This window comes from Paraburkholderia agricolaris, assembly GCF_009455635.1.
GTDB lineage: Bacteria > Pseudomonadota > Gammaproteobacteria > Burkholderiales > Burkholderiaceae > Paraburkholderia > Paraburkholderia agricolaris.
Window position 1 is genome coordinate 180599 of the sequence record NZ_QPER01000002.1, and the last position, 19009, is coordinate 199607.

The following is a 19009-nucleotide window of genomic DNA, read 5'->3' on the forward strand; positions in this document are numbered from 1 at the left end:
CGCGCGCTGTGCCACGGCGAGACGTGCCGCGTGATACCGCAGTGCTACACCACGTCGGTAAACAGCTTGCCCCAACTTGCGAGTGGCGTCGTATCTACCCCCAGCATTCTCAAAGCCTTCCAAACCACAGTGGCTACCGTGTCGTAAGCGGGAATATCGGTAGCCATCTCAAACGCCCGCACCAGATGCGCGGCGTGCAGATTCGTGCAGAATGTCGTCACCGCATCGGGTCTTGCAAATGCGGCTTCACGCATCATGATCGCCAACTGCGTATCCGGCACTTCGGCAAAGCTGAAGTTGTCCTGCAAGCCAAGGTGCCGTTCCGAAACACATTCGATCCCCAGCTTCTCGTAGTTGCGCACGATCCGCTGCTGAACGTCGTCGAGGTACGGCGATACCAGACCCAGGCGCCGCACACCGGTTTTGACGAGAATTTCGTTGAGCGCCAGCACCGAGGTTGTCGCGGGGATACCGGTCGCTTCGGTGATATGGCGGCACAACGCCTGATCGCGCTCAAAGCCCAGCCATCCGGCCGATGTGCCGCTCCAGCCGATCACGTCCACACGCGCATCGGCCAGATGACGTGCGGCCGCCAGAATCCGGCTCGCGTCGAACTGACCGAGCGCCTGCTCCGATAACGCGATCTCGGTGACCGTGAAGCGCGCAAAATGCGCGCTGACGTGCGGCAGCTCGCTTAGTATCGCCGCGGTCATGGGCTCTAACGCCGTGTTTGACGAAGGCGTGAGAATGCCGAGCCGGATTCTTCTATGCTGCATCGCGACGTACCCCTTTGGTGCTTGCTTGTATGCGTAAGCGGTCTAGTCGGCGAGCAGTTGCTTCACGCCCTCGGCCGCTTCATGGCGAAGCTGCTCGAGATCGAGGCCCGGAATCACGCCGTTATCCACCACGACGCGGCCGTTCACCACGTTGTAGCGAACCCGGGCAGGTTCACCCGCCGTTACCGGCGCCACCGCCACGTCATGGAAGCCGTTGAAGCGCAGATCACTGACGTCGTAAAGCACGAAATCCGCGGCCTTGCCGACCTCAAGCGTGCCGACCGCATCCAGGCCGAGTACGCCTGCGCCACCCGCGCTGCCCCAGCGAATGACTTCTTCGACGGTGGTCGCCGACGCCCCTTGCGCCGCGCGATGCACCAGCCACGCGAAGTGCGCTTCATTGGTCATGCTGCCGGATTCGTTTGAGGCGACGCCGTCCACGGCCAGCGACATCGGCACACCCGCTGCCGCCATTTGCGGGGCCGGCGCAATTCCGCTGCCGAGGCGCGCATTGCTCACCGGACAATGCGAGCAGCCGCTGCCGGTTTCCGCCAGCATCGCGATCTCGCTCGGCTGCAGATGTACGAGGTGAGCAAACCACACGTCCGGCCCGAGCCATTCGTGATCGGCGACGAATTCCACCGGCAGTTTGTTGAAGCGCTCTTTGCAGAAGTCGACGTAGCGAGTCGTTTCGGAAAGGTGTGTGTGTAACCTCAAGCCCATCCGACGCGCCGCGCGTGCGACTTCAGGTAGCAACTCCGGTGGCAGTGAAAACGTCGGGGTAGTCGGCGCGACCACAACGCGACGCATCGAAGCGTCGCCCGCATCGTGATAGCGCGATTTCAGGCGTTCGATATCCGCGAGCATCTGATCAAGCGTTTCCGGCTTGAGCGCGACTTTGGAAAAGCCCGGATGATCGCCCGCCGCCTGCAATGCGCCGCCACGGCACAGGACGAAGCGCATGCCGAACGCGGCGGCTTCGTCGAAGAGCAGATCGCCTGTTTCGGTGTTGCCGTCGGCGTGATACAGGTAGTGATGATCGGCGCAGGTCGTCACGCCGGACAGCAATAGCTCGGCCATACCCAGTCGCGCGGCGACCCGCGCCAGCTCCGGCGTAAAGCGCGCGAGCCGAGGATACGGCACGGCGGCCAGCCATTCCTGCAAGTCGGCGTTAATGCCGGACGGCACCGCCTTCAGCAGGTTCTGGAACAGGTGGTGATGGGTGTTCACCCAGCCCGGATAAACAACGCATGAACGCGCATCGATTACGCGCTCATCCGCGCGTGGTTCCAGGTTCGGCGCAATGGCCTCGATACGGCCGTTGCGAATCCGCAAATCGACTTTGCCTAGCCGCGCCGCGTCGCCGCTCAGGCCACTCATGACCGCAACAGGGTTCTTGATCAGCAACGCTTCAGTTTGCATGCTCACGATTCAATGTCCTCTCAGATCCTTCGAAGCGGCCGCCGGTCCCAGGAAGCGCGACGGCCGCGCTCGTCTTATTGCCTCGGCCGCTTATTCACGCACCAGGTTGTTGTGGGTCTCGACGATCTTTTCGTCTTCGGGCGCGCCGTTCAGCACCGCGTTCAGTACGACCGACACCAAACACGCCAGCACCACGCCGCTATGCAGGAACGGCTGTGTCCAGTCGGGCATGTGTTTGAAGACTTGCGGCGCCATCACCGGAATCAGCGCGATGGCGATCGTGAAGCCGACAATCAGCACGTTGTAGCGATTGCGTTCGAAGTCCACCTTCGCCAGCGTTTGCACGCCTGCTGCCACCACCACGCCGAACATCGCGATACCGGCGCCGCCCAGTGCCGCCGCGGGCGTTGCGGCGACCACCGCGCCGATCTTCGGCACCAGTGCTACCGCGCACATCAGCAGGCCGCTGATCGCCACAACCCAGCGACTGCGCACACCGGTCAGGATCACAAGGCCGACGTTTTCCATGAAGGCGATAAAGGGGAACGCCGCGAACATGCCCGCAATTGCGCTCGCCAGACCATTCGCACGCATGCCGCGCACCACGTCTTCCTCGCTCACGTTCTTGTCGACGATGTCACCGATGGCGACGAACAGCCCCATCGATTCGACCATCTGCACCACCATCACGACGATCATCGTCAACACGGGCACCACCGAAAACACCGGTGTGCCGAAGTGGAACGGCATCGGCAGCGTGAACCACGGCGCGGCGCCCACGCTCGAGAAGTTGCCCATGCCGAGCACGCACGCCAGGATGGCGCCCGCGACCAAGCCGATCAGTACGGCCAGGTTGCGCAGGAACGGACCGGCAAAGCGGTTGATCCCAAGAATCACGATCGCGACGAAGAATGTGACGCCCAGGAACGGCAACGCACCGAACTGCTGCTGCGCCGCCTCGCCACCGCCGACCCATTGATACGCAACGGGGAACAGTTGCAAGCCAATCACGGTCACGATGCAGCCGGTCACCACCGGTGGAAAGAATCTTCGCAAGCGTCCAACCAGGGGTGCTGCGAACATCGTGAAGAGACCCGCGCCAATTACCGCGCCACACACGCCGGCGAAGCCGACACCCGGGCTCAGGCCGATCGCGATGACCGGTCCGACGCTGCTGAACGCGACGCCTTGCAGAATCGGCAGACGCACACCAAACTTCCAGACGCCGACGGTTTGCAAGATCGTCGAGATACCCGAGCAAAACAGCGCAGTGCTGATGAGCACGGTGGTGTCGGCCGGGGACATCTTCAGCGCCGACGCGACGATCAGCGGAACGGCAATTGCGCCGATGTAAGCCACTAGCATGTGCTGCAAACCGAGCGTGATCATCTGGCGCTTCGGCAGAATCCGATCGACGGGATGTATGGCGGTGTTCATGACGTGTCTCCTGAATATCGTTTTCTGGCCGGAGCTCGCCGCACGGTTTCGCCGTGCAGCATCACTTCGCGCGCCGGCCGGATCTCCCGTCAGGCCGCAACCGGCACGGCAAGACAGGCATGGAAGCGGTCGGTCAGCGCGGCGCGATCGAGATCGCGTCCGATGAATACAATGCGGCATGAGCGTGGTTCTGTGCCCCACACTTGTGCCGCGCGAAGCTCGATGACGTTGTGCACGCCTTGCAGCACGTAGCGGTGCGACTGGCCTTGCACAGCGAGAATGCCTTTCATACGGAACAGATTGGCGGCGTCGGACTCGCGCAGTTCGGTGAGCCAGGCTTGCAGCGCGTTGAGATCGATGTCCGCGTCGACTTCGATGCCGACCGAGGAGACGCTTTCGTCGTGCTGATGGTCGGTGTGGTCGTCGTCGAGGTGGGCCTGATCGTGATGCGCTTCGTGTTCGTCATGCTCGTCGTGGTGATGCGCGTGATCGTGGCTGTGTTCTTCTTCATGCAGCCCGTCTGCCTCCACGAGAATCTGTGAGAACTCATTCGCGCCGATGCCGAGAATCTTGTCGAGGTCGATCCGGGCGTAGCTCGATTCGACGATCTCCGCCGTGGCGTTCAAGCCGCGAATGCGCTGCGTCAGCGAAGCGATATCGTCCACCGTCACCAGATCGACTTTGTTGATCACGATACGGTCCGCGCAAACAATCTGATCGACCGCCTGGTTGTCGCTGCCGTCGAGCACCAGATCGTCCAGATGCGCGGCGATGTGTTTGGCATCCACCATCGTGACGACCGCATCCAGCGTCACCTGCTTCGCGATGGGATCGTCGAGGAAGAAAGTCTGTGCGACCGGATACGGATCGGCCAGACCACTTGTTTCAACGATGATGTGATCGAGCCGGTCCGGCCTTTCCACCAGCATACGCACGATCCGAACCAGGTCCTCGCGCACTGCACCGACGCAGCACACGCAGCCGTTGGTCATCTCATAGATCTCTTCGGTCGATTCGAGTACGAGACCACCGTCGATACCGATTTCGCCGAACTCGTTTTCGATCACCGCGATCTTGCGGCCATGCTTCTCACGAAGAATGTAGTTGAGCAGCGTCGTTTTGCCGGCGCCGAGAAAGCCGGTCAGCACCGTGACGGGGATTTTCTCGATTTCGTTGTGGGTGGTGTGAATGTGATTCATGACTCGTCTCCATTTCTTCGGTCGTACTGCGGTTCGTGCTGTTCAACTGGTCAGGCGATATGCGGTGCGTGTGTTTGCGTTTCTACTTCGGTTGTTATGTCCTGCTCCCGCCAGCGTTTGACGGTGCCCGCTTCGAGACCGAACAGATCGAGTACGCGGCCCAGCGTGTGGTCGATCATCTGGTCGAGCGAAACAGGGCGCGCGTAAAACGCCGGCACAGGCGGCGCGACGATCGCGCCCATTTCAGTAACGGCGATCATGTTGCGCAGATGCGCCAAGGTGTAAGGCGTTTCGCGTGCCAGCAGCACCAAAGGGCGGCGCTCTTTCAATGTGACGTCGGCGGCGCGCGAGATCAGGCTCGACGACATGCCGTTGGCAATTTCGGCCAGCGTCTTCATCGAACAAGGCGCGACGATCATGCCCAGCGAGCGGAACGAACCGCTGGAAATCGCCGCGGCCATGTCGTCGCAGCGGTAGGTGAAGCTGGCGAGGGCGCTGACTTCGGCGAACTTGTAGTCGGTTTCATGCGTCATCGTTAGCAGCGCGCTGCGCGAGACGGTCAGATGCGTTTCGATGCCGAGTTCACGCAGCAGTTGCAGCAGGCGCACGCCGTATGTGAAACCGGACGCGCCGCTGATGCCGACTACGAGTCGCCGCGGGGTCATTTTTGGGCTCCGGCGGTGGCATGGGCCAGAATCTCAACCGCGTGTTGCGCGGCGCGCTCGCTGATCTTCGCGCGAATGCCGTCGAAATGAGAGCCGCGTGTCGCGTCGATACCCATGCGCGACGTGGTGCCCGCCGCGGACGATGACGGATCGAGCGGACTGCCCGGCAGACCGTCGACGATAAACACGTCCTGATGCGGCTGGAAATGTGTGGCAATGGCCCACAGCACTTGAGAATCGTTGGTGATGTCGATATCGCTATCCACCGCCACTACATTCTTCAGATACGGGTCCCAGCCGAGCAACGCGAGCATGATCTGGCGTGCTTCGCCATCGCGCGTCTGATTCAGCGCGACATAGCAGTGAAAATGCGTGCCCGAGTTTGGATAATGCAGCGCAGTGACCGAAGGAAAGCGCGCCTTCAGTTTCTCGCTCATTTCCGCTTCGCGCGGCAAACGGGCCAGCGTCAGATGCTCGGCGTACGGGCCGCCTACGACATCGACGAGCCATGCATCGTTGCGCCGCATCATCGTGTCGACGCGCAGCACATTGTTGGTCGAGCGGTCTGATGAATAGCCGGTGAATTCGCCGAACGGACCTTCTTCCGCATGAGCGTCGGGATCGATCGTGCCTTCCAGAACAAATTCGGCTGAAGCGGGAACGCCGATTCCATAGCGTGGCGTGCGGACCAGTTCCAGCGGCGCACCGAACAATCCCCCTGCAATCGTGCGTTCATCCGTGCCGAAAGGCACGCGCGCCGCGGCGGCCAGCATGAACAACGGATGGGCGCCGATCACCATCGCAACTTTCAATGTGTCGCCGCGCGCTTTGGCGGTTTGCAGCATGCGCCAGAGGTGGCCGCGCGAATGCAGGCTTGTTGCCAGCGCATTGCGGGCATGGCGCATCGAACGGTGATAGCTCAGGTTCGCGACGCCCGTTACCGGATCTTCGGCGATGATCACCGCGTTGGTGATATATGGGCCACGATCGGTATCGAAGTGGCGGATCATCGGCAGTTGCGCGAGATCGACGGCATCGCCTTCGATAACCTGATCGAGAATGGGACCGGTCGGAACATAAACCGGTGCGATAGGAGCGTTCGCACGCTGCTGGTACGCGTCGAATAAGCCCGACGCATCGACGTCGAACAAACGGCCAATGCGTGTGCGTGAAGCGAAGAAGTTGGTGACCAGCGGCGTCGCGATACCGTCGACTTTCTCACAGATCAACATGTCGTGCCGCCCGCGCGCGGCCAATTCAGCGACGATAGCGGTGACGTCCTGATCCGCCGCCAATGGTTGCTTGATAGTCAGTACGTCGTCGGGAAACTGCTCGCGATACGCTTGTGCGAAGCGATGAAAATCCTGCGTGGCGCGGAAGAGGTTATCCGCCATAGTGAACTCCGTCGAAAGCGGAATGTTTGGAGTGGCAGGCGCGGGGTGAACCGCGCCTGCCGTGCAGCAAGCGCTAAACGTATTGAGCGCGTTAAGCAGGCTGCGTTACGTCATTCACGTAGGTCGCTTTCAAACGCTTCTCTGCTTCAGCCAGATCCTTCGGCGGCTTGGTCGGCTCGATACCGACCAGACGGGCGATGTTGTTGCCCATATAGTCTTCGAGACCGTCCTCATCCAGATCCATGCCTTGCGGCGCAGGCCCGCACAACATTTCGAGTTCGCGCAGCCACATACCCGGCTCGTTCGGCGGTGAATCGGTGCCGAACACGATCTTGTTGCGCGGCAGTTCACGAGCGAATTCGACGATGCGCGACTGATAGCACCAACCCGATTCGCAGTACACGTTCGGCGTATCCATCGCCATCCAGAAGGCTTCGAACGAGTAATTGCCACCCGTTTGAATCCCGAAGTGACCGATGATGAAGTTCACCATCGGGAATTCGCGGATGATCGGATAGAACTGCGTCGGAATCGTGTACGGTCCGTCGCCGGTGTGAATCAGCACCACCACGCCAAGCTCCGCGCACTTCTTCATTGCCGGACGCAGCCAGTCGAGCGCGCGATCCGGCCGATAGCCGTGCATGTTCGCGTGCAGCTTGAGCATCTTGAAGCCGTACTCCTTCACGTGGAATTCGAGTTCGGCCGCGCCGTTTTCCGGACCCCAACGCGGGTTGTACGTGAAGTTGCCGATAAAGCGATCGGGGTACTTCTGCGTCAGCTCGGCGATATACGACATGTAATCGCGAATGCCTTCACGGCCGCGGCGATTGCCGTCGCGATAGCCGGTGTTGCCGGGCGGCGGCTGAATGAAGCCCATGTCGATACGGCGGGGCTTACCGTTGATGATGTACGGACCGTCCATCATCTTCAGCAGGCGTTCACCGGTGAACGGCTCGCCGGTATGGCGCCACGCTTCGTCGACGAGATTGGTCGGGTGCAGATGGGTATCGATGATCATCAGCGGGCTCCTGCGTAGGCTGCTTGAGATGCCTGGGCGGCGTGCTTCTGCGACGCGGCGGCATGGTGTTTCAGATAGGCTTGCGCTTCTTCGACGCTTCGCGGCGGCGCGCTCGGCTCGATGCCGATCATGCGTGCGAGGTTGTTGCCGAGGTAATCCTCGAGCGTGTCTTCGTCGAGATTCAGGCCTTGCGGCGGCTCGTGGCACAACACTTCGAGCAAACGCAGCCACATGCCCGGTTCGTTCGGCGGCGTATCCGAGCCGTAGAGAATCTTGTGCGTCGGCAGCACCTTCGCGAATTCGACGATCCGCGATTGCAGACACCAACTCGATTCGCAATACACGTTCGGCGTATCGAGCGCCATTTGATACGGCTCGAAGCAATACACGCCACCCGTCTGCACACCGAAGTGCGCCATGATGAAATTCACCGACGGGAATTCGCGAATCAACGGATACCATTCGCTCGGAATGCTGTACGGACCGTCGCCGGTGTGCAGCTTCACGAGCAGGCCCAGGTCGGCGCACTTACGCAATGCGGGACGCAGCCAGTCGAGCGCGCGGTCGGGACGATACGCATGCATGTTGGCCTGTAACTGCACCATCTTGAAGCCGTGTTCCTTCGCGTAGAACTCGATTGCTTCGGCGCCGTTCTCCGGGCCGCAACGCGGGTTGTAGACGAAGCAACCGATCAGACGGTCCGGGTACTTTTGCGTCATTTCGACGGTGTACGCCATGTAGTCGTCGATCGACTCGCGGCCCGAGCGATTGCCGTCGGTCCACGTATAGATCGTGTTGCCTTGCGGCGGCTGGATGAATGCCTTGTCGATGCGGCGCGGCTTGCCGTTGATGAGGTACGGGCCGTCCATTGTTGCGATCAGACGCTCGCCGGTAAATGGCTCGCCGTCGTGGCGCCAGGCGAGGTCGACCAGATTGGTCGGATAACAGCTGGTGTCGATGATCATGTACTCGATCTCCTTGAGAGGAACTGGTGTATCCAGTTGCCGGATCGCGGGCAGGCGCATCGATGGAACGGAGCCCAGACAGGCTTGCCCATGCGGCCCTTTGCAAGGCGCCATTTTTGTGCGCCTTCCCCTCGCCGGCATCGAGTGTCACACTGATGTGCACTGCTGCTTGCGATGCAGTCTCACAAGATAAAAACGCTCTGTACAATATTTTTTAACCACGATCTTGATACGTTCCCGATATGGACATCCGGCTGTTGCGTTACTTCGCGGTACTTGCCGACGAACTGCATTTCGGCCGGGCAGCCGCACGGCTGCACATTTCGCAGCCGCCTCTCAGCCAGCAGATTCGCATCCTCGAAGAGGAGATGGGCACCGCGTTGTTCATGCGCTCGCAGCACCGTGTCGAACTCACTGAGGCAGGGAAAACACTTAAGGAGCAGGTGCCGTTGATCTTCGCGCAGTTCGAACGCGCGATCGATCTGACGCGTTGCGCGGGACGTGGCGAAGTGGGCAGTCTCGAGATCGGCATCATCAGCTCGGCGATGGTCGAGCCGATTCCGCACGCACTACGGGTATTTGCGGAGAAGCATCCGCAAGTGCAGTGGACGCTGCATGAGATGACGCCTGCCGCGCAGATTCTCGCGCTCAAGGAGCGGCGCCTGGATGTGTGTTTCTTCCGCGTGTCGCACGAGGACCCGGAGATTCGCAGCGAAGTGGTGATGCGCGAATCGGCGGTGGTGGCGCTGCCGTTAGGGCATCGGCTTGCTGCGCGTGAGGAGATCGCGTTGCGCGAGTTGGAGACCGAGCGGTTTGTGTCGTTTGGTTTGCGGCAGTCGCAGCTTGCGCGCTTTCTGCAGGACTGTTGTGTGGAGGCAGGGTTTACACCGCAGATCGAGCAGGAGGTGGTCGAGGTGCACACGCTGCTTTGTCTGGTGCGTGAAGGCCTGGGCGTGGCGCTGCTGCCTTCGTCGGCGCGGCAATTGACGACCGGTGGTGTTGCTTTCGTGTCGCTTGCGGCGCCGCGTCCTGAGGTGTCGCTGCACGCGCGCTATCGTGCGGAGGACGCGTCGCCGGTACTTGCGCTGTTTCTCGACACCGTGCGCGAGGTGGCCGCTAGCATGGGCGTGAATGCACAGAGCGACTGACCGTAACGCTAACCCGCGACGACCGCCTGCGCGACCAGTTCGCGAATCACGTCGATCAACGGCGCGACGCGTTCAGCTTTCTCGCGCGGCCAGACGGCATACAGGTTGTAATGCGTCGGGATCTCGACTTGCGTAAGTTCGACCAGCTTCCCGGCGCGTCGCGCGTCCACTGCGAGCAGACCGCGTGCCAAACCGGCTCCCACGCCTGCGCTCGCGGCTGCAATCAGTCCGGCGGCGTTATCGAACACGGCGACGGCATCCGGCTCGACGGCGGGTAGGCCTGCCGCGGTGAGCCACGGAATCCACGAGCGTTTCGTATAGCCGAGCAAGGGTAAATCGAGCACCTGTTCAGGCGTGAGCGGCAGGCTCAGCCCGCGTGCCTCAAGAAGCGCGGGCGAACCCACGGCAGTCAACCGGTCGCCGCAGATCAGCGCGTTCTCGAAGCCGTCCCATTCTCCATACCCATACCGCAACGCAATATCCACGCGGTCGAACGCGCTGCGCTCGTAGCGCGGCGTGGACAACACGGTGAGCGACGTGCCGCTCAATGCACCGAGCAACGCAGGCAAACGCCCCACCAGCCAACTCTGCGCAAGCTCGGGATCGACGTCGAGCGTGATCGACTGCTTGACCGTGCGCTCTTTCACCGACGACAACGCGCGATCGATCTGCTCGAAGCCATCCGCGAGTTGGTTCGCGAACAGCACGCCCGAGTCCGTCAGCACCACGCGGCCGCTTTCGCGCACGAACAAGGGCTGCCCGACGAACTCTTCTAGCGTGCGGATCTGCTGGCTGATTGCGCTATGCGTGAGCGACAACTGGCGTGCCGCGCTCGAAAAGCTGCCGACGCGCGCCGCTTGCAGAAAGGCTTGCATCGACTGGATGGAAGGATAGCGCTTCAGCATGGGTGTTAGCCGGACTTACGGGTGATGGAAGAAATCGTCGCTGGCGTTGTGCTTAACGGCTTTCAATAATGACCGCAAGCACGCGGCCTTGGTGGCAGGCATTTCACTGCACTTCACGCCGCGCTGCACAACAACATTCAGGAGACACGCATGATCGAGATCGTGGTCAACGACACGCGGCACTCGCTCGACAATGTACCGGAAGACATGCCGCTGTTGTGGGTGTTGCGCGACCGGCTCAAATTGACCGGTACGAAATTCGGCTGTGGCGGCGGGTTTTGCGGCGCGTGTACGGTGCATCTGGAAGGCGAGGCCGTGCGCTCCTGTTTGTTGCCGATTGCCGCGGTGGCCGGCAAGCACATCACGACGATCGAAGGATTGTCGAAAGACGGCACGCACCCGCTGCAACTCGCGTGGGTGGCCGAGGACGTGCCGCAATGCGGCTACTGTCAGTCTGGTCAGTTGATGCAGGCGGCGTCGTTTCTTAAGGATAAGCCGACCGTCAACGACCAAACGATTGCCACGGCGATGTCCGGCAACATCTGTCGCTGCGGAACCTACTCGCGGATCAGGAAGGCGATCAAACGCGCGGCTTCGGGTGATGCGGCGCTGGCTTCGGTTGCGCCGTCGTGCGCGGCGGTCTGTGCCGCGGTCTCTGCCTCCGTTCCTGCCTGTGCCTCTGCTAACGAGGAGGCTTGACATGCATAACGACAAGCAAGCGCTGAAAGACGCACACGGCACCGCGCGTCGGCGTTTCATCAAACAAAGCTCGGCCTTGTTGGCATCGGGTCTCGCAATCGGTTTTCAGTTACCTGAAGCATTCGCGGCCGAGGCGAACGCAAGCGGCGATCCGAAACCACAACCCGGCGAGTTCGAACCAAACGCATGGGTGCGTGTGCTGCCCGACGATACGATCAAGCTCGTGGTTCATAAACACGACTCGGGGACGGGGACGCGCACCGCGTTGGCTGCTGTGGTCGCCGAAGAACTCGATGTCGATCCGTTTCGCGTGGAGGTAATTACGCCGGAGAATCCGTTCTTCGGTGACTATATTCATCCGCTGTGGAAGGTGTTTTCGACGGGCGGCAGTACGAGCGTGTCGCTTGAGTATGAGCGCTTGCGGCGTGCCGGTGCGACTGCGCGTGCGATGTTGATTGCCGCTGCCGCGAAACAATGGAATGTGTCGCCGTCTGCGCTCTCGACGGAGAACGGGTTTGTTGTCGATAAGGCAAGCGGCAAACGTGCGAACTACGGCTCGTTGGCGAGCGTGGCCGCGCAATTGCCCGCGCCGAAAGATGTCGCGTTGAAAGACCCGTCGCAGTTCAAGTACATCGGCAAGCTGCAGAAGAAACGCGGTGCCGATCTGAAGGCGCGAGGGGCGTTTCCGTACAGTATCGACGTGTCGTTGCCGGGCATGCTGGTCGCGGTTGTCACGCGTGCGCCGGTGATCGATGCGCGCGTGCGGAGCGTGGATGCGAAAGCCGCGTTGGCGGTGCCGGGTGTGCGGCAGGTATTGCAGATTGCCGGCCGGCCCGATCTTCTCGGCGGGAATCAGGCGGGCGTGGCTGTGCTGGCTGATGACTATTGGTCGGCGCATCAAGGCCAGGCGGCGCTGAAGGTTGAGTGGGAAGATAGTCCGCTGGAAACTTTCGACAGCAGTACGCTCGCTGCACGTCAGGCTGCGTGGCTCGATGATCCTGTCGCGCATGTCGTGCCGACGATTCAGACCGGCGACGCGAAGACTGCATGGCCCCATGGTGCAAAGGTGATCGAGGCGTCGTATTCGATGCCCTATAAGGCGCAAAACGCGCTTGAGCCGATCAATGTCACTGCGTGGGCGAAGGACGGGCGCATTGAGTATTGGGGCGGCTTGCAGGTGCCTTCTACGGTGCAGGAAGCGGCCGAGGTGATCGGCGGCATTCCTGCTGAGCGCGTCGTGCTGCATGAGCTTGTGTCGGGTGGCAGCTTCGGTTCGCGTGAATCGAAGTACTGGCTGTTCGAAGTGACGTGGCTTGCGTTGAAAGTCGGTAAGCCGGTCAAGCTGATGAATAGTCGCGAAGATGAAATGCGCGCGCTCTTTTATCACTCGGCAAGTTATCACCGTGCCAAAGCTGCGTTTGATGCGCATGGCAATCTCACGACGTTGCAGTTGCGCGCCGTGATGCCCGCTTCGCCGGAACAATGGGAGCCGGGGTATTTCGATCGTCCTGATCGGATGGACTACAGCACCACCGAAGCGATCAGCAAGTACGAGTTCGCTTACGATGCGCCGCACGTCGACATTGGTTGGGTGCGTCATGAGACCGGTGTGCCGACCGGCTGGTATCGCGCAGTGAGTTATATCCCGAACGTGTTCGCGGTGGAGTCTTTCATGGATGAGGCCGCGCATGCCGCGCAGCGCGATCCGATTGAGTTCCGGCTCGCGTATATGAAGGACCCGCGGCACAAGGCGGTGTTGCGCGAGGCGGCGGAGCGGGCCGGCTGGGGGAAAGCGTTGCCTGCGGGTACGGCGTTGGGTGTCGCGACGAATCAGGCGTATAGCAGCTACGTTGCGGTGGTGGCGCGGGTTGTGCGGAAGGGCGATGCGGTTGTGGTTGAGAAGCTGACCTGTGTGGCGGATTGCGGGCTGGCTGTGTCGCCGGGTGGGGTTGAAGAACAGTTGTATGGCGGGCTGATGTGGGGGCTAGGGCACGCGACGGCGGATCGCATCGATATTCGGCATGGGCAGGTGGAGCAGAAGAATTTTGATTCGTATCGCGTGATGCGGATGAGTGATATGCCGGAGGTTGATATTTTGATCGTGCAAGGGGATATGGCTAAGCCTGGAGGTGTTGGCGAGTTGTCGAGTCCTTCGGTGGCGCCTGCGGTGGCTAATGCGGTGTTCAGGTTGACGGGGAGGAGGGTTAGGGAGACGCCGTTTGAACTTGATAAGGTGGCGGTGGAGGGGAGGGGTGGTGGGAAGGGGAGGGGGTGAGTGAGTGGGGACGGGGCGGTCTCGCCGGCCGTCCCGGGACGCGGTGGCGTTGGGTCTTGGGGTTGAGTATTGGGAGTTTGCAGGTCAGTCTTTGCGGACATTAGCGAGTTGCCTTGACACGACTGCTCGCGAATGCAGAACGGCCGTTCGATCAGATCCATCGAAGAGCGGCTGGTACTGGCCTCGAGGGGGTGTCAGAATTTCCGTGTTTAAGGCGTTTGGAGAATTACACGGGTGATCTGATGAAGCGATCCTGATAGAGGATAGCGAATTGGTTCATGGCCGTCTTCCAGTCGTGAGCGGCATGTCCCCAGTTCGCCGTGATATTTCGCAAGGCCAGCCAGATGAGCTTGGTGGCGGCCTCGGCACTCGGGAAGTGGCCGCGGGTCTTGATGATCTTGCGCAACTGGGCATTGATGCTCTCAATGGCATTTGTGGTGTAAATAATCTTGCGTATCGCGGGGGGAAACGCAAAGAACGGGATCACGCGGTCCCAGGCACTGCGCCAGGCCATGCCAATCATCGGGAGTTTCTGGCCCCATGGCCCATCGGCAAACGCGTCGAGTTCAGCTTCGGCCGCTTCCGCGCTGGGTGCCGTGTAGATCGGACGGATCGCTGCGGCCAGTGCCCGACGATCTTTCCAGCTCGAATAATCCAGGCTATTACGGATCAGATGGACGATGCAGGTCTGCAGCGTGGTGGCCGGGAACACGGCGGCCAGTGCTTCGGGCATGCCCTTGAGACCATCCGTGACGGCGATCAGGATGTCGTTGACGCCGCGCGTCTTCAGATCATTGAAGACCTTCATCCAGAACTTGGCGCCTTCGGTGCCTTCGATCCAGAGTCCGAGAATGTCGCGTGTGCCGTCCGGCAGCACGCCCAGTGCCAGATAGACCGCCTTGTTGCGTACCACGGCGTCTTCGCGGATCTTGACGCGCAAGGCATCGAAGAACACGACCGGATACATGGGCTCGAGCGGCCGGGTTTGCCAGGCGCTCACTTCGGCCATCACCTCGTCGGTCACCGAGCTGATGAAATCAGGCGAGACCTCGGTGCCGTACTGCTCTTGCAGGAAACCCTGAATCTCCCGGACCGTCATGCCACGCGCGTACATGGCCACGATCCTGTCGTCGAAGCCGGTGAAGCGGCGTTCATGCTTGGGGATCAATATCGGCTCGAAGCTGCCATCACGGTCGCGGGGCACCTCGATGCGGATTGGACCGTCTTCGGTCAGAACCGTCTTGGCACCACGGCCATTGCGCTGGTTCGTGGCGTGGGCCGGCCTGGCGGCGCCCGACGGATAGCCGAGATGGTGGTTCATCTCGCCACCCAGCGCACGCTCGATCAGGGCCTTCTTGAGCGCCATCGTGGCGGCATTGATGGCTTCGGCCGTCATCGGGCCGTTGCCGAACTGTTCAAGCAGCTCGGCAGGAATTGCCGGCAGGTCTACCGGCTTGGCTTTCGGTTTGCGAGGCATAGTCACTCCTTGGCGACATGTTATGCCTCAAACACGAAATTACTGACAGGCCCGGCCTCGACGAATGCATGCTTGTGACCAATTCGAATTTAAGTTTTTTGACTCAAAGCCGATATAGATAACGCGAACTTTCGATACTCAGTCGCGCTGGTTATATCGCTTCAAGCGCTCACCTGCATTCTCCCGATTACACACCCAATGACACGTCATACTTCCACCCTGTTCGTTTCAGTTGTGAGCTCAGTGCTGCTGTGCGCCTGCGCGGGGGCGCCGTCTCAGACTGCGGCAGACTATCACCCGTTAACAGAAGCCCGCGTGCGTGTCTATTGGGGGGCGAATGTGACCTTTTACTTAAACACCGCGTGCGTTACAGGTGAGGCTAAGCACTTCGTCGCGTCGAAACCTGGCTTGTCGAGCCTGTCTAACAAGACGGTCGGCATGCCCGTGCCACCCGACGCGGCTCGGTATTTTCACGAGTACATTGTCCCGGCTGGCCAGCCAATGACGGTCCATGCGCAGATTTCGACCGAACAATTTATCAACGGGAAGCGATACAGGGTGACCGACGCGGCGAAAGCGAGCACCTTCGTGCCCGTGCATGGGCATGACTACGAGATCTTGGTCCAACACAATGATGGCCCTGACGAGATCTTTGCGCGCGAACTTGTTTCAAGCGTAAGTGGCACCTCCACCGTACCGTATCCGCTTAGGTCGACGAGTTCCTGTAAGTCCTAGTGCGCCCGGTGTGTTTGATAGGCGCGAGAGGTAGAGCGTCGAATTGGTCGCGTGCCAATCCGCGCGATGCAGCTTGCCGATGCGATAACAGTATTTTGGGCAAATCGCGCGGCGTGTCGGTGCCGACTTTATCGCAATACGTTGCTTGTCCCGGCAGAGCGCCATCCAGTTTTGTCCTATTCCCCCTTATCCGTTCGGCTAAATCAAACATTTAGCCTACAAGGTTGAAGGCAACGTACGTTGCCTGCCTTATAATTAACAAGTCGTCGGGATACACCCGGTGACCAGGTTTAGCAGCCTGACGTTCCAACCGCACACCCGCTCACGCGGGTCGTGCGTCTACCTCTGCACGTCTATATTTCAATGGGCGGGCCTTGGTAGGGGAGCCGCAAGGCTCGCCGGTTCGTTGGAACGCCGGTCTGCTAACCCTACTTCGTGCCCGCTCACCCACGTTTCCAGCGAGTGTCGGGCGATCCAGGAAGAAACAGGGAGATCGCACCATGAGCAAATCCACAAAAAACCAACCGGCTTCACGTCCGCCTGTCGACGCACTCCAGTACGAAAAACTTGCGCTGTCGGCATTCGATTTATGTAACCGGCATCTGGATCAACTGAATACCTTGATCACACTTGCGTCCTCAATATGTAGGAATCCTCCCATTACGCTTGAAGAAAGACGACGTCGTCAGACGCTTCTTGAATTGCTGGTGGACACGTCTGAGCGATATCAGCAGGAACTCGAATGCGACCGCGAGTTGTATGAGGTGATTGCGCTAGACGCGAAGGGCGTTCCACAAAGCCGTATCACCGCACGCAACGCTGCAAACCTGCTTGCGGAGGAACTATTGCAGCGAACAGGAGAATCCCCAACTACTGCACCTGCGCCTCAGCGCAAAAGGTCGCCATCGGAAAACACCGCGGCATTGAGCATCGAGGACACCGCACAACAATCGGTTTCCGCACCAGCCTAGACGATCAAGAGAGACGGGCGAGTGGTAAGGGCACAGATCAGAATCGTTCTGCGATTCATGCAATGAGGCGGTTTGAGCCCGTCTCATTGCACGCGCACGCGCTGAAGCCTTCGCAGGCGATCGGCACGGCGATGATTCTCGTCGGCGTCTGGCTCGTCACGGAATAACTCACCTCTCCCCATCAAGTTTGCTACAGGCCTGCCGTAAGACAGTGTTTAACTGCTCAAGGCTCTTGACCCATGTCGTTCACTTCTCTGGAGCGCGCATTTGCCGTTACCGCCGCTGCACTCTGCCTCGGCGCCTGCGCAATGCCGCCTACGCCCCAATCGAATACGCTGGCGCCTGATGAGCGAGCACGGGCTATCGCGGCGATTTCGCATTTCATGTCGGACGGCGATGTAGATAGCTTCGATTCTGTATCGAAGGTTTTCGACGCGCCCCTGTACGAAACCGCGCGCAACACCACATTCGGAGGCACTCTCTACATTACGTACCGAGGGTTTCAGAAAAGAAGTAACGCCTTTTCCGTTGATTCCACTTACCGGCAAACCTGGAAAGATTCTTTTAGCAGACATTCGACCGTGTCGGCTGACGTGAGTTTGCACATGAGCCACGATTTCTGCCTGACGTACGACGGGTTCAGGCAAGCGTTTGGTGATCAAGTCGACCGGCTCGCTGACGTCAAAGGCAAGTACGCCGGCCTTGCGACGAGCAAGAATCTCGCGATGATCGCATTTACCGACGACGGCAGTTGCGTGAAGTACATCGACATTTTCACTCGCCACGTGTCCGCACCCAAAGCGGCGGCCATTGGGTCGCACTGAGTGACGAGGCGTCCCCATTGCCGAGTCGATATGGTGTGGTTATCTTCATCGGAAAATCGCTAGGAAGCGCCACGGCCCTCCGATTGCACCCTGGGCATCATGCTCGCAACAAAGTCGATGAACGCTCTTACCTTGGCCGGAACGTGGTTTCGACTGGGGTAATAGACGTAAAGGGGGAACGTCTCGTCAGACCAGTCCGTCAGAACTGGCTCCAGCGTGCCCGCACGCAGGTGGGCGGCGATTCCGAGGTCGATCACCTGGGCGATCCCGTAGCCTGCAACGCAGGCTCCAATTTTGGTCCCCGCATCCGTCACCGTCAGGTTCCCGCTAACGGCCACCTTCACCTTCTCATTGCCACGCCAGAATTCCCATTCGAACGGTCTGCCGGTAGCCGGATCGATGGCCTGGATGCATTCGTGGCCATCATCGAGCAGATCTTTCGGTGACTTCGGCCGACCGCGTTGTTCCAGGTAGGAAGGCGCGGCCACAGTCAGGATGCGTGGACTGTATAGCCTGCGACAAACCAAAGTTGAGACCGATGGCGGCCCAAACCGGATGGCGAGATCAAATCCATCGCTCACCAGGTCTGAGATGTCGTTCCTGGTCTCCAGCTTCAGTTGAAGAGCAGGGTGGTCCTTTAGGAACTGGGCCAACTCCGGAGCCAGGACAAGGCGGGCGAACACAGCATCGCACGCTACACGAAGTGTGCCGTTGACGACTGAGGCCTGCTCTGCGGCGCCGATAGTCGCCTCTTCAATCCCCTGGAGAAACGGCAGCACTTTTGACAATAGCTCATGCCCAGTGTCCGTTACTTCAACGTGTCGGCTGGTGCGATGCACGAGCTTCGCATGCAGGCGGTCCTCCAATCGTTGAATAGCGCGACTCACGGCAGGCTGAGTCTTGCCTAGCCGGGACGCAGCACGTCCAAAGCTCTTGAGTTCGACTACGGCTGCGAGGGCAAGCAAGCCGCTTACAAGTCCTCCGTCGAGGTCTTCCATGATCTATGCGTTCCTGTAATGGCAGCGATTACCGTTTCGCCGTAGCAGACGATGAGTGAATGTTTCACTATACGAGTCTTTCAACTATTGAGGAAAGCTAG

Annotated in this window: 16 protein-coding genes; 5 read left to right on the forward strand and 11 right to left on the reverse strand. The window is 60.2% G+C overall.

Annotated elements, in window-relative coordinates; translation table 11 throughout:
- Positions 1-44: 44 nt before the first annotated feature.
- The 8 genes from GH665_RS22155 to GH665_RS22190 all read right to left on the reverse strand — a co-directional run bounded on the left by GH665_RS22155 (position 45) and on the right by GH665_RS22190 (position 8876).
- Complete coding sequence (locus tag GH665_RS22155; protein WP_153138903.1) at positions 45-776, reverse strand: maleate cis-trans isomerase family protein; 732 nt, start codon at positions 774-776, stop codon at positions 45-47.
- A gap of 42 nt (positions 777-818) precedes the next feature.
- Positions 819-2198, reverse strand: coding sequence for an isoxanthopterin deaminase (locus GH665_RS22160; RefSeq protein WP_408270176.1), 1380 nt, complete (start codon positions 2196-2198; stop codon positions 819-821).
- A 90-nt stretch (positions 2199-2288) separates the two neighbouring features.
- Positions 2289-3635, reverse strand: a complete 1347-nt coding sequence (locus GH665_RS22165; RefSeq protein ID WP_153138907.1) for a nucleobase:cation symporter-2 family protein — start codon at positions 3633-3635, stop codon at positions 2289-2291.
- 89 nt (positions 3636-3724) lie between these two features.
- On the reverse strand, positions 3725-4834 hold the full coding sequence (locus GH665_RS22170; RefSeq protein WP_153138909.1) for a CobW family GTP-binding protein: 1110 nt from the start codon (positions 4832-4834) through the stop codon (positions 3725-3727).
- A 50-nt stretch (positions 4835-4884) separates the two neighbouring features.
- The gene (locus GH665_RS22175) at positions 4885-5499 is read right to left on the reverse strand and encodes a UbiX family flavin prenyltransferase (protein ID WP_153138911.1); all 615 of its coding nucleotides are present in this window, start codon (positions 5497-5499) and stop codon (positions 4885-4887) included.
- Positions 5496-6893, reverse strand: a complete 1398-nt coding sequence (locus GH665_RS22180) for a UbiD family decarboxylase (protein WP_153138914.1) — start codon at positions 6891-6893, stop codon at positions 5496-5498. The genes GH665_RS22175 and GH665_RS22180 overlap by 4 nt, the downstream gene beginning before the upstream one ends.
- Before the next feature lie 91 nt (positions 6894-6984).
- Positions 6985-7911, reverse strand: coding sequence for an amidohydrolase family protein (locus GH665_RS22185; RefSeq protein ID WP_028195848.1), 927 nt, complete (start codon positions 7909-7911; stop codon positions 6985-6987).
- The gene (locus tag GH665_RS22190; RefSeq protein WP_153138916.1) at positions 7911-8876 is read right to left on the reverse strand and encodes an amidohydrolase family protein; all 966 of its coding nucleotides are present in this window, start codon (positions 8874-8876) and stop codon (positions 7911-7913) included. The genes GH665_RS22185 and GH665_RS22190 overlap by 1 nt, the downstream gene beginning before the upstream one ends.
- A 242-nt stretch (positions 8877-9118) precedes the next feature.
- On the opposite strand from GH665_RS22190, the gene GH665_RS22195 reads away from it, so the two are divergent.
- Entirely contained in the window at positions 9119-10024 is a 906-nt protein-coding gene (locus tag GH665_RS22195; protein ID WP_153138918.1) for a LysR substrate-binding domain-containing protein, read from the forward strand.
- Positions 10025-10032: 8 nt separating this feature from the next.
- On the opposite strand, the gene GH665_RS22200 is transcribed toward GH665_RS22195, so the two are convergent.
- Positions 10033-10929, reverse strand: a complete 897-nt coding sequence (locus GH665_RS22200; protein ID WP_153138920.1) for a LysR substrate-binding domain-containing protein — start codon at positions 10927-10929, stop codon at positions 10033-10035.
- Between the two features lie 150 nt (positions 10930-11079).
- Here GH665_RS22200 and GH665_RS22205 point away from each other — a divergent pair, with 150 nt between their 5' ends.
- Complete coding sequence (locus tag GH665_RS22205) at positions 11080-11628, forward strand: (2Fe-2S)-binding protein (RefSeq protein WP_246216319.1); 549 nt, start codon at positions 11080-11082, stop codon at positions 11626-11628.
- Between the two features lies 1 nt (position 11629).
- Positions 11630-13903, forward strand: a complete 2274-nt coding sequence (locus GH665_RS22210; RefSeq protein ID WP_153138922.1) for a xanthine dehydrogenase family protein molybdopterin-binding subunit — start codon at positions 11630-11632, stop codon at positions 13901-13903.
- Between the two features lie 226 nt (positions 13904-14129).
- Here the strand turns inward: GH665_RS22210 and GH665_RS22215 are convergent, their stop codons facing one another.
- Positions 14130-15380, reverse strand: a complete 1251-nt coding sequence (locus GH665_RS22215; protein ID WP_153134964.1) for an IS256 family transposase — start codon at positions 15378-15380, stop codon at positions 14130-14132.
- A 1235-nt stretch (positions 15381-16615) separates the two neighbouring features.
- On the opposite strand from GH665_RS22215, the gene GH665_RS22220 reads away from it, so the two are divergent.
- A complete protein-coding gene (locus GH665_RS22220; RefSeq protein ID WP_153138924.1) occupies positions 16616-17086 on the forward strand; it encodes a hypothetical protein in 471 nt (156 codons plus the stop codon).
- Positions 17087-17691: 605 nt separating this feature from the next.
- Positions 17692-17910, forward strand: coding sequence for a hypothetical protein (locus tag GH665_RS22225; protein WP_153138925.1), 219 nt, complete (start codon positions 17692-17694; stop codon positions 17908-17910).
- Positions 17911-17969: 59 nt separating this feature from the next.
- Here GH665_RS22225 and GH665_RS22230 read toward each other — a convergent pair whose 3' ends face one another.
- Positions 17970-18908 (reverse strand): LysR family transcriptional regulator, encoded by a 939-nt coding sequence (locus GH665_RS22230; RefSeq protein ID WP_153138927.1) that lies wholly within the window; start codon positions 18906-18908, stop codon positions 17970-17972.
- Positions 18909-19009: the final 101 nt, after the last annotated feature.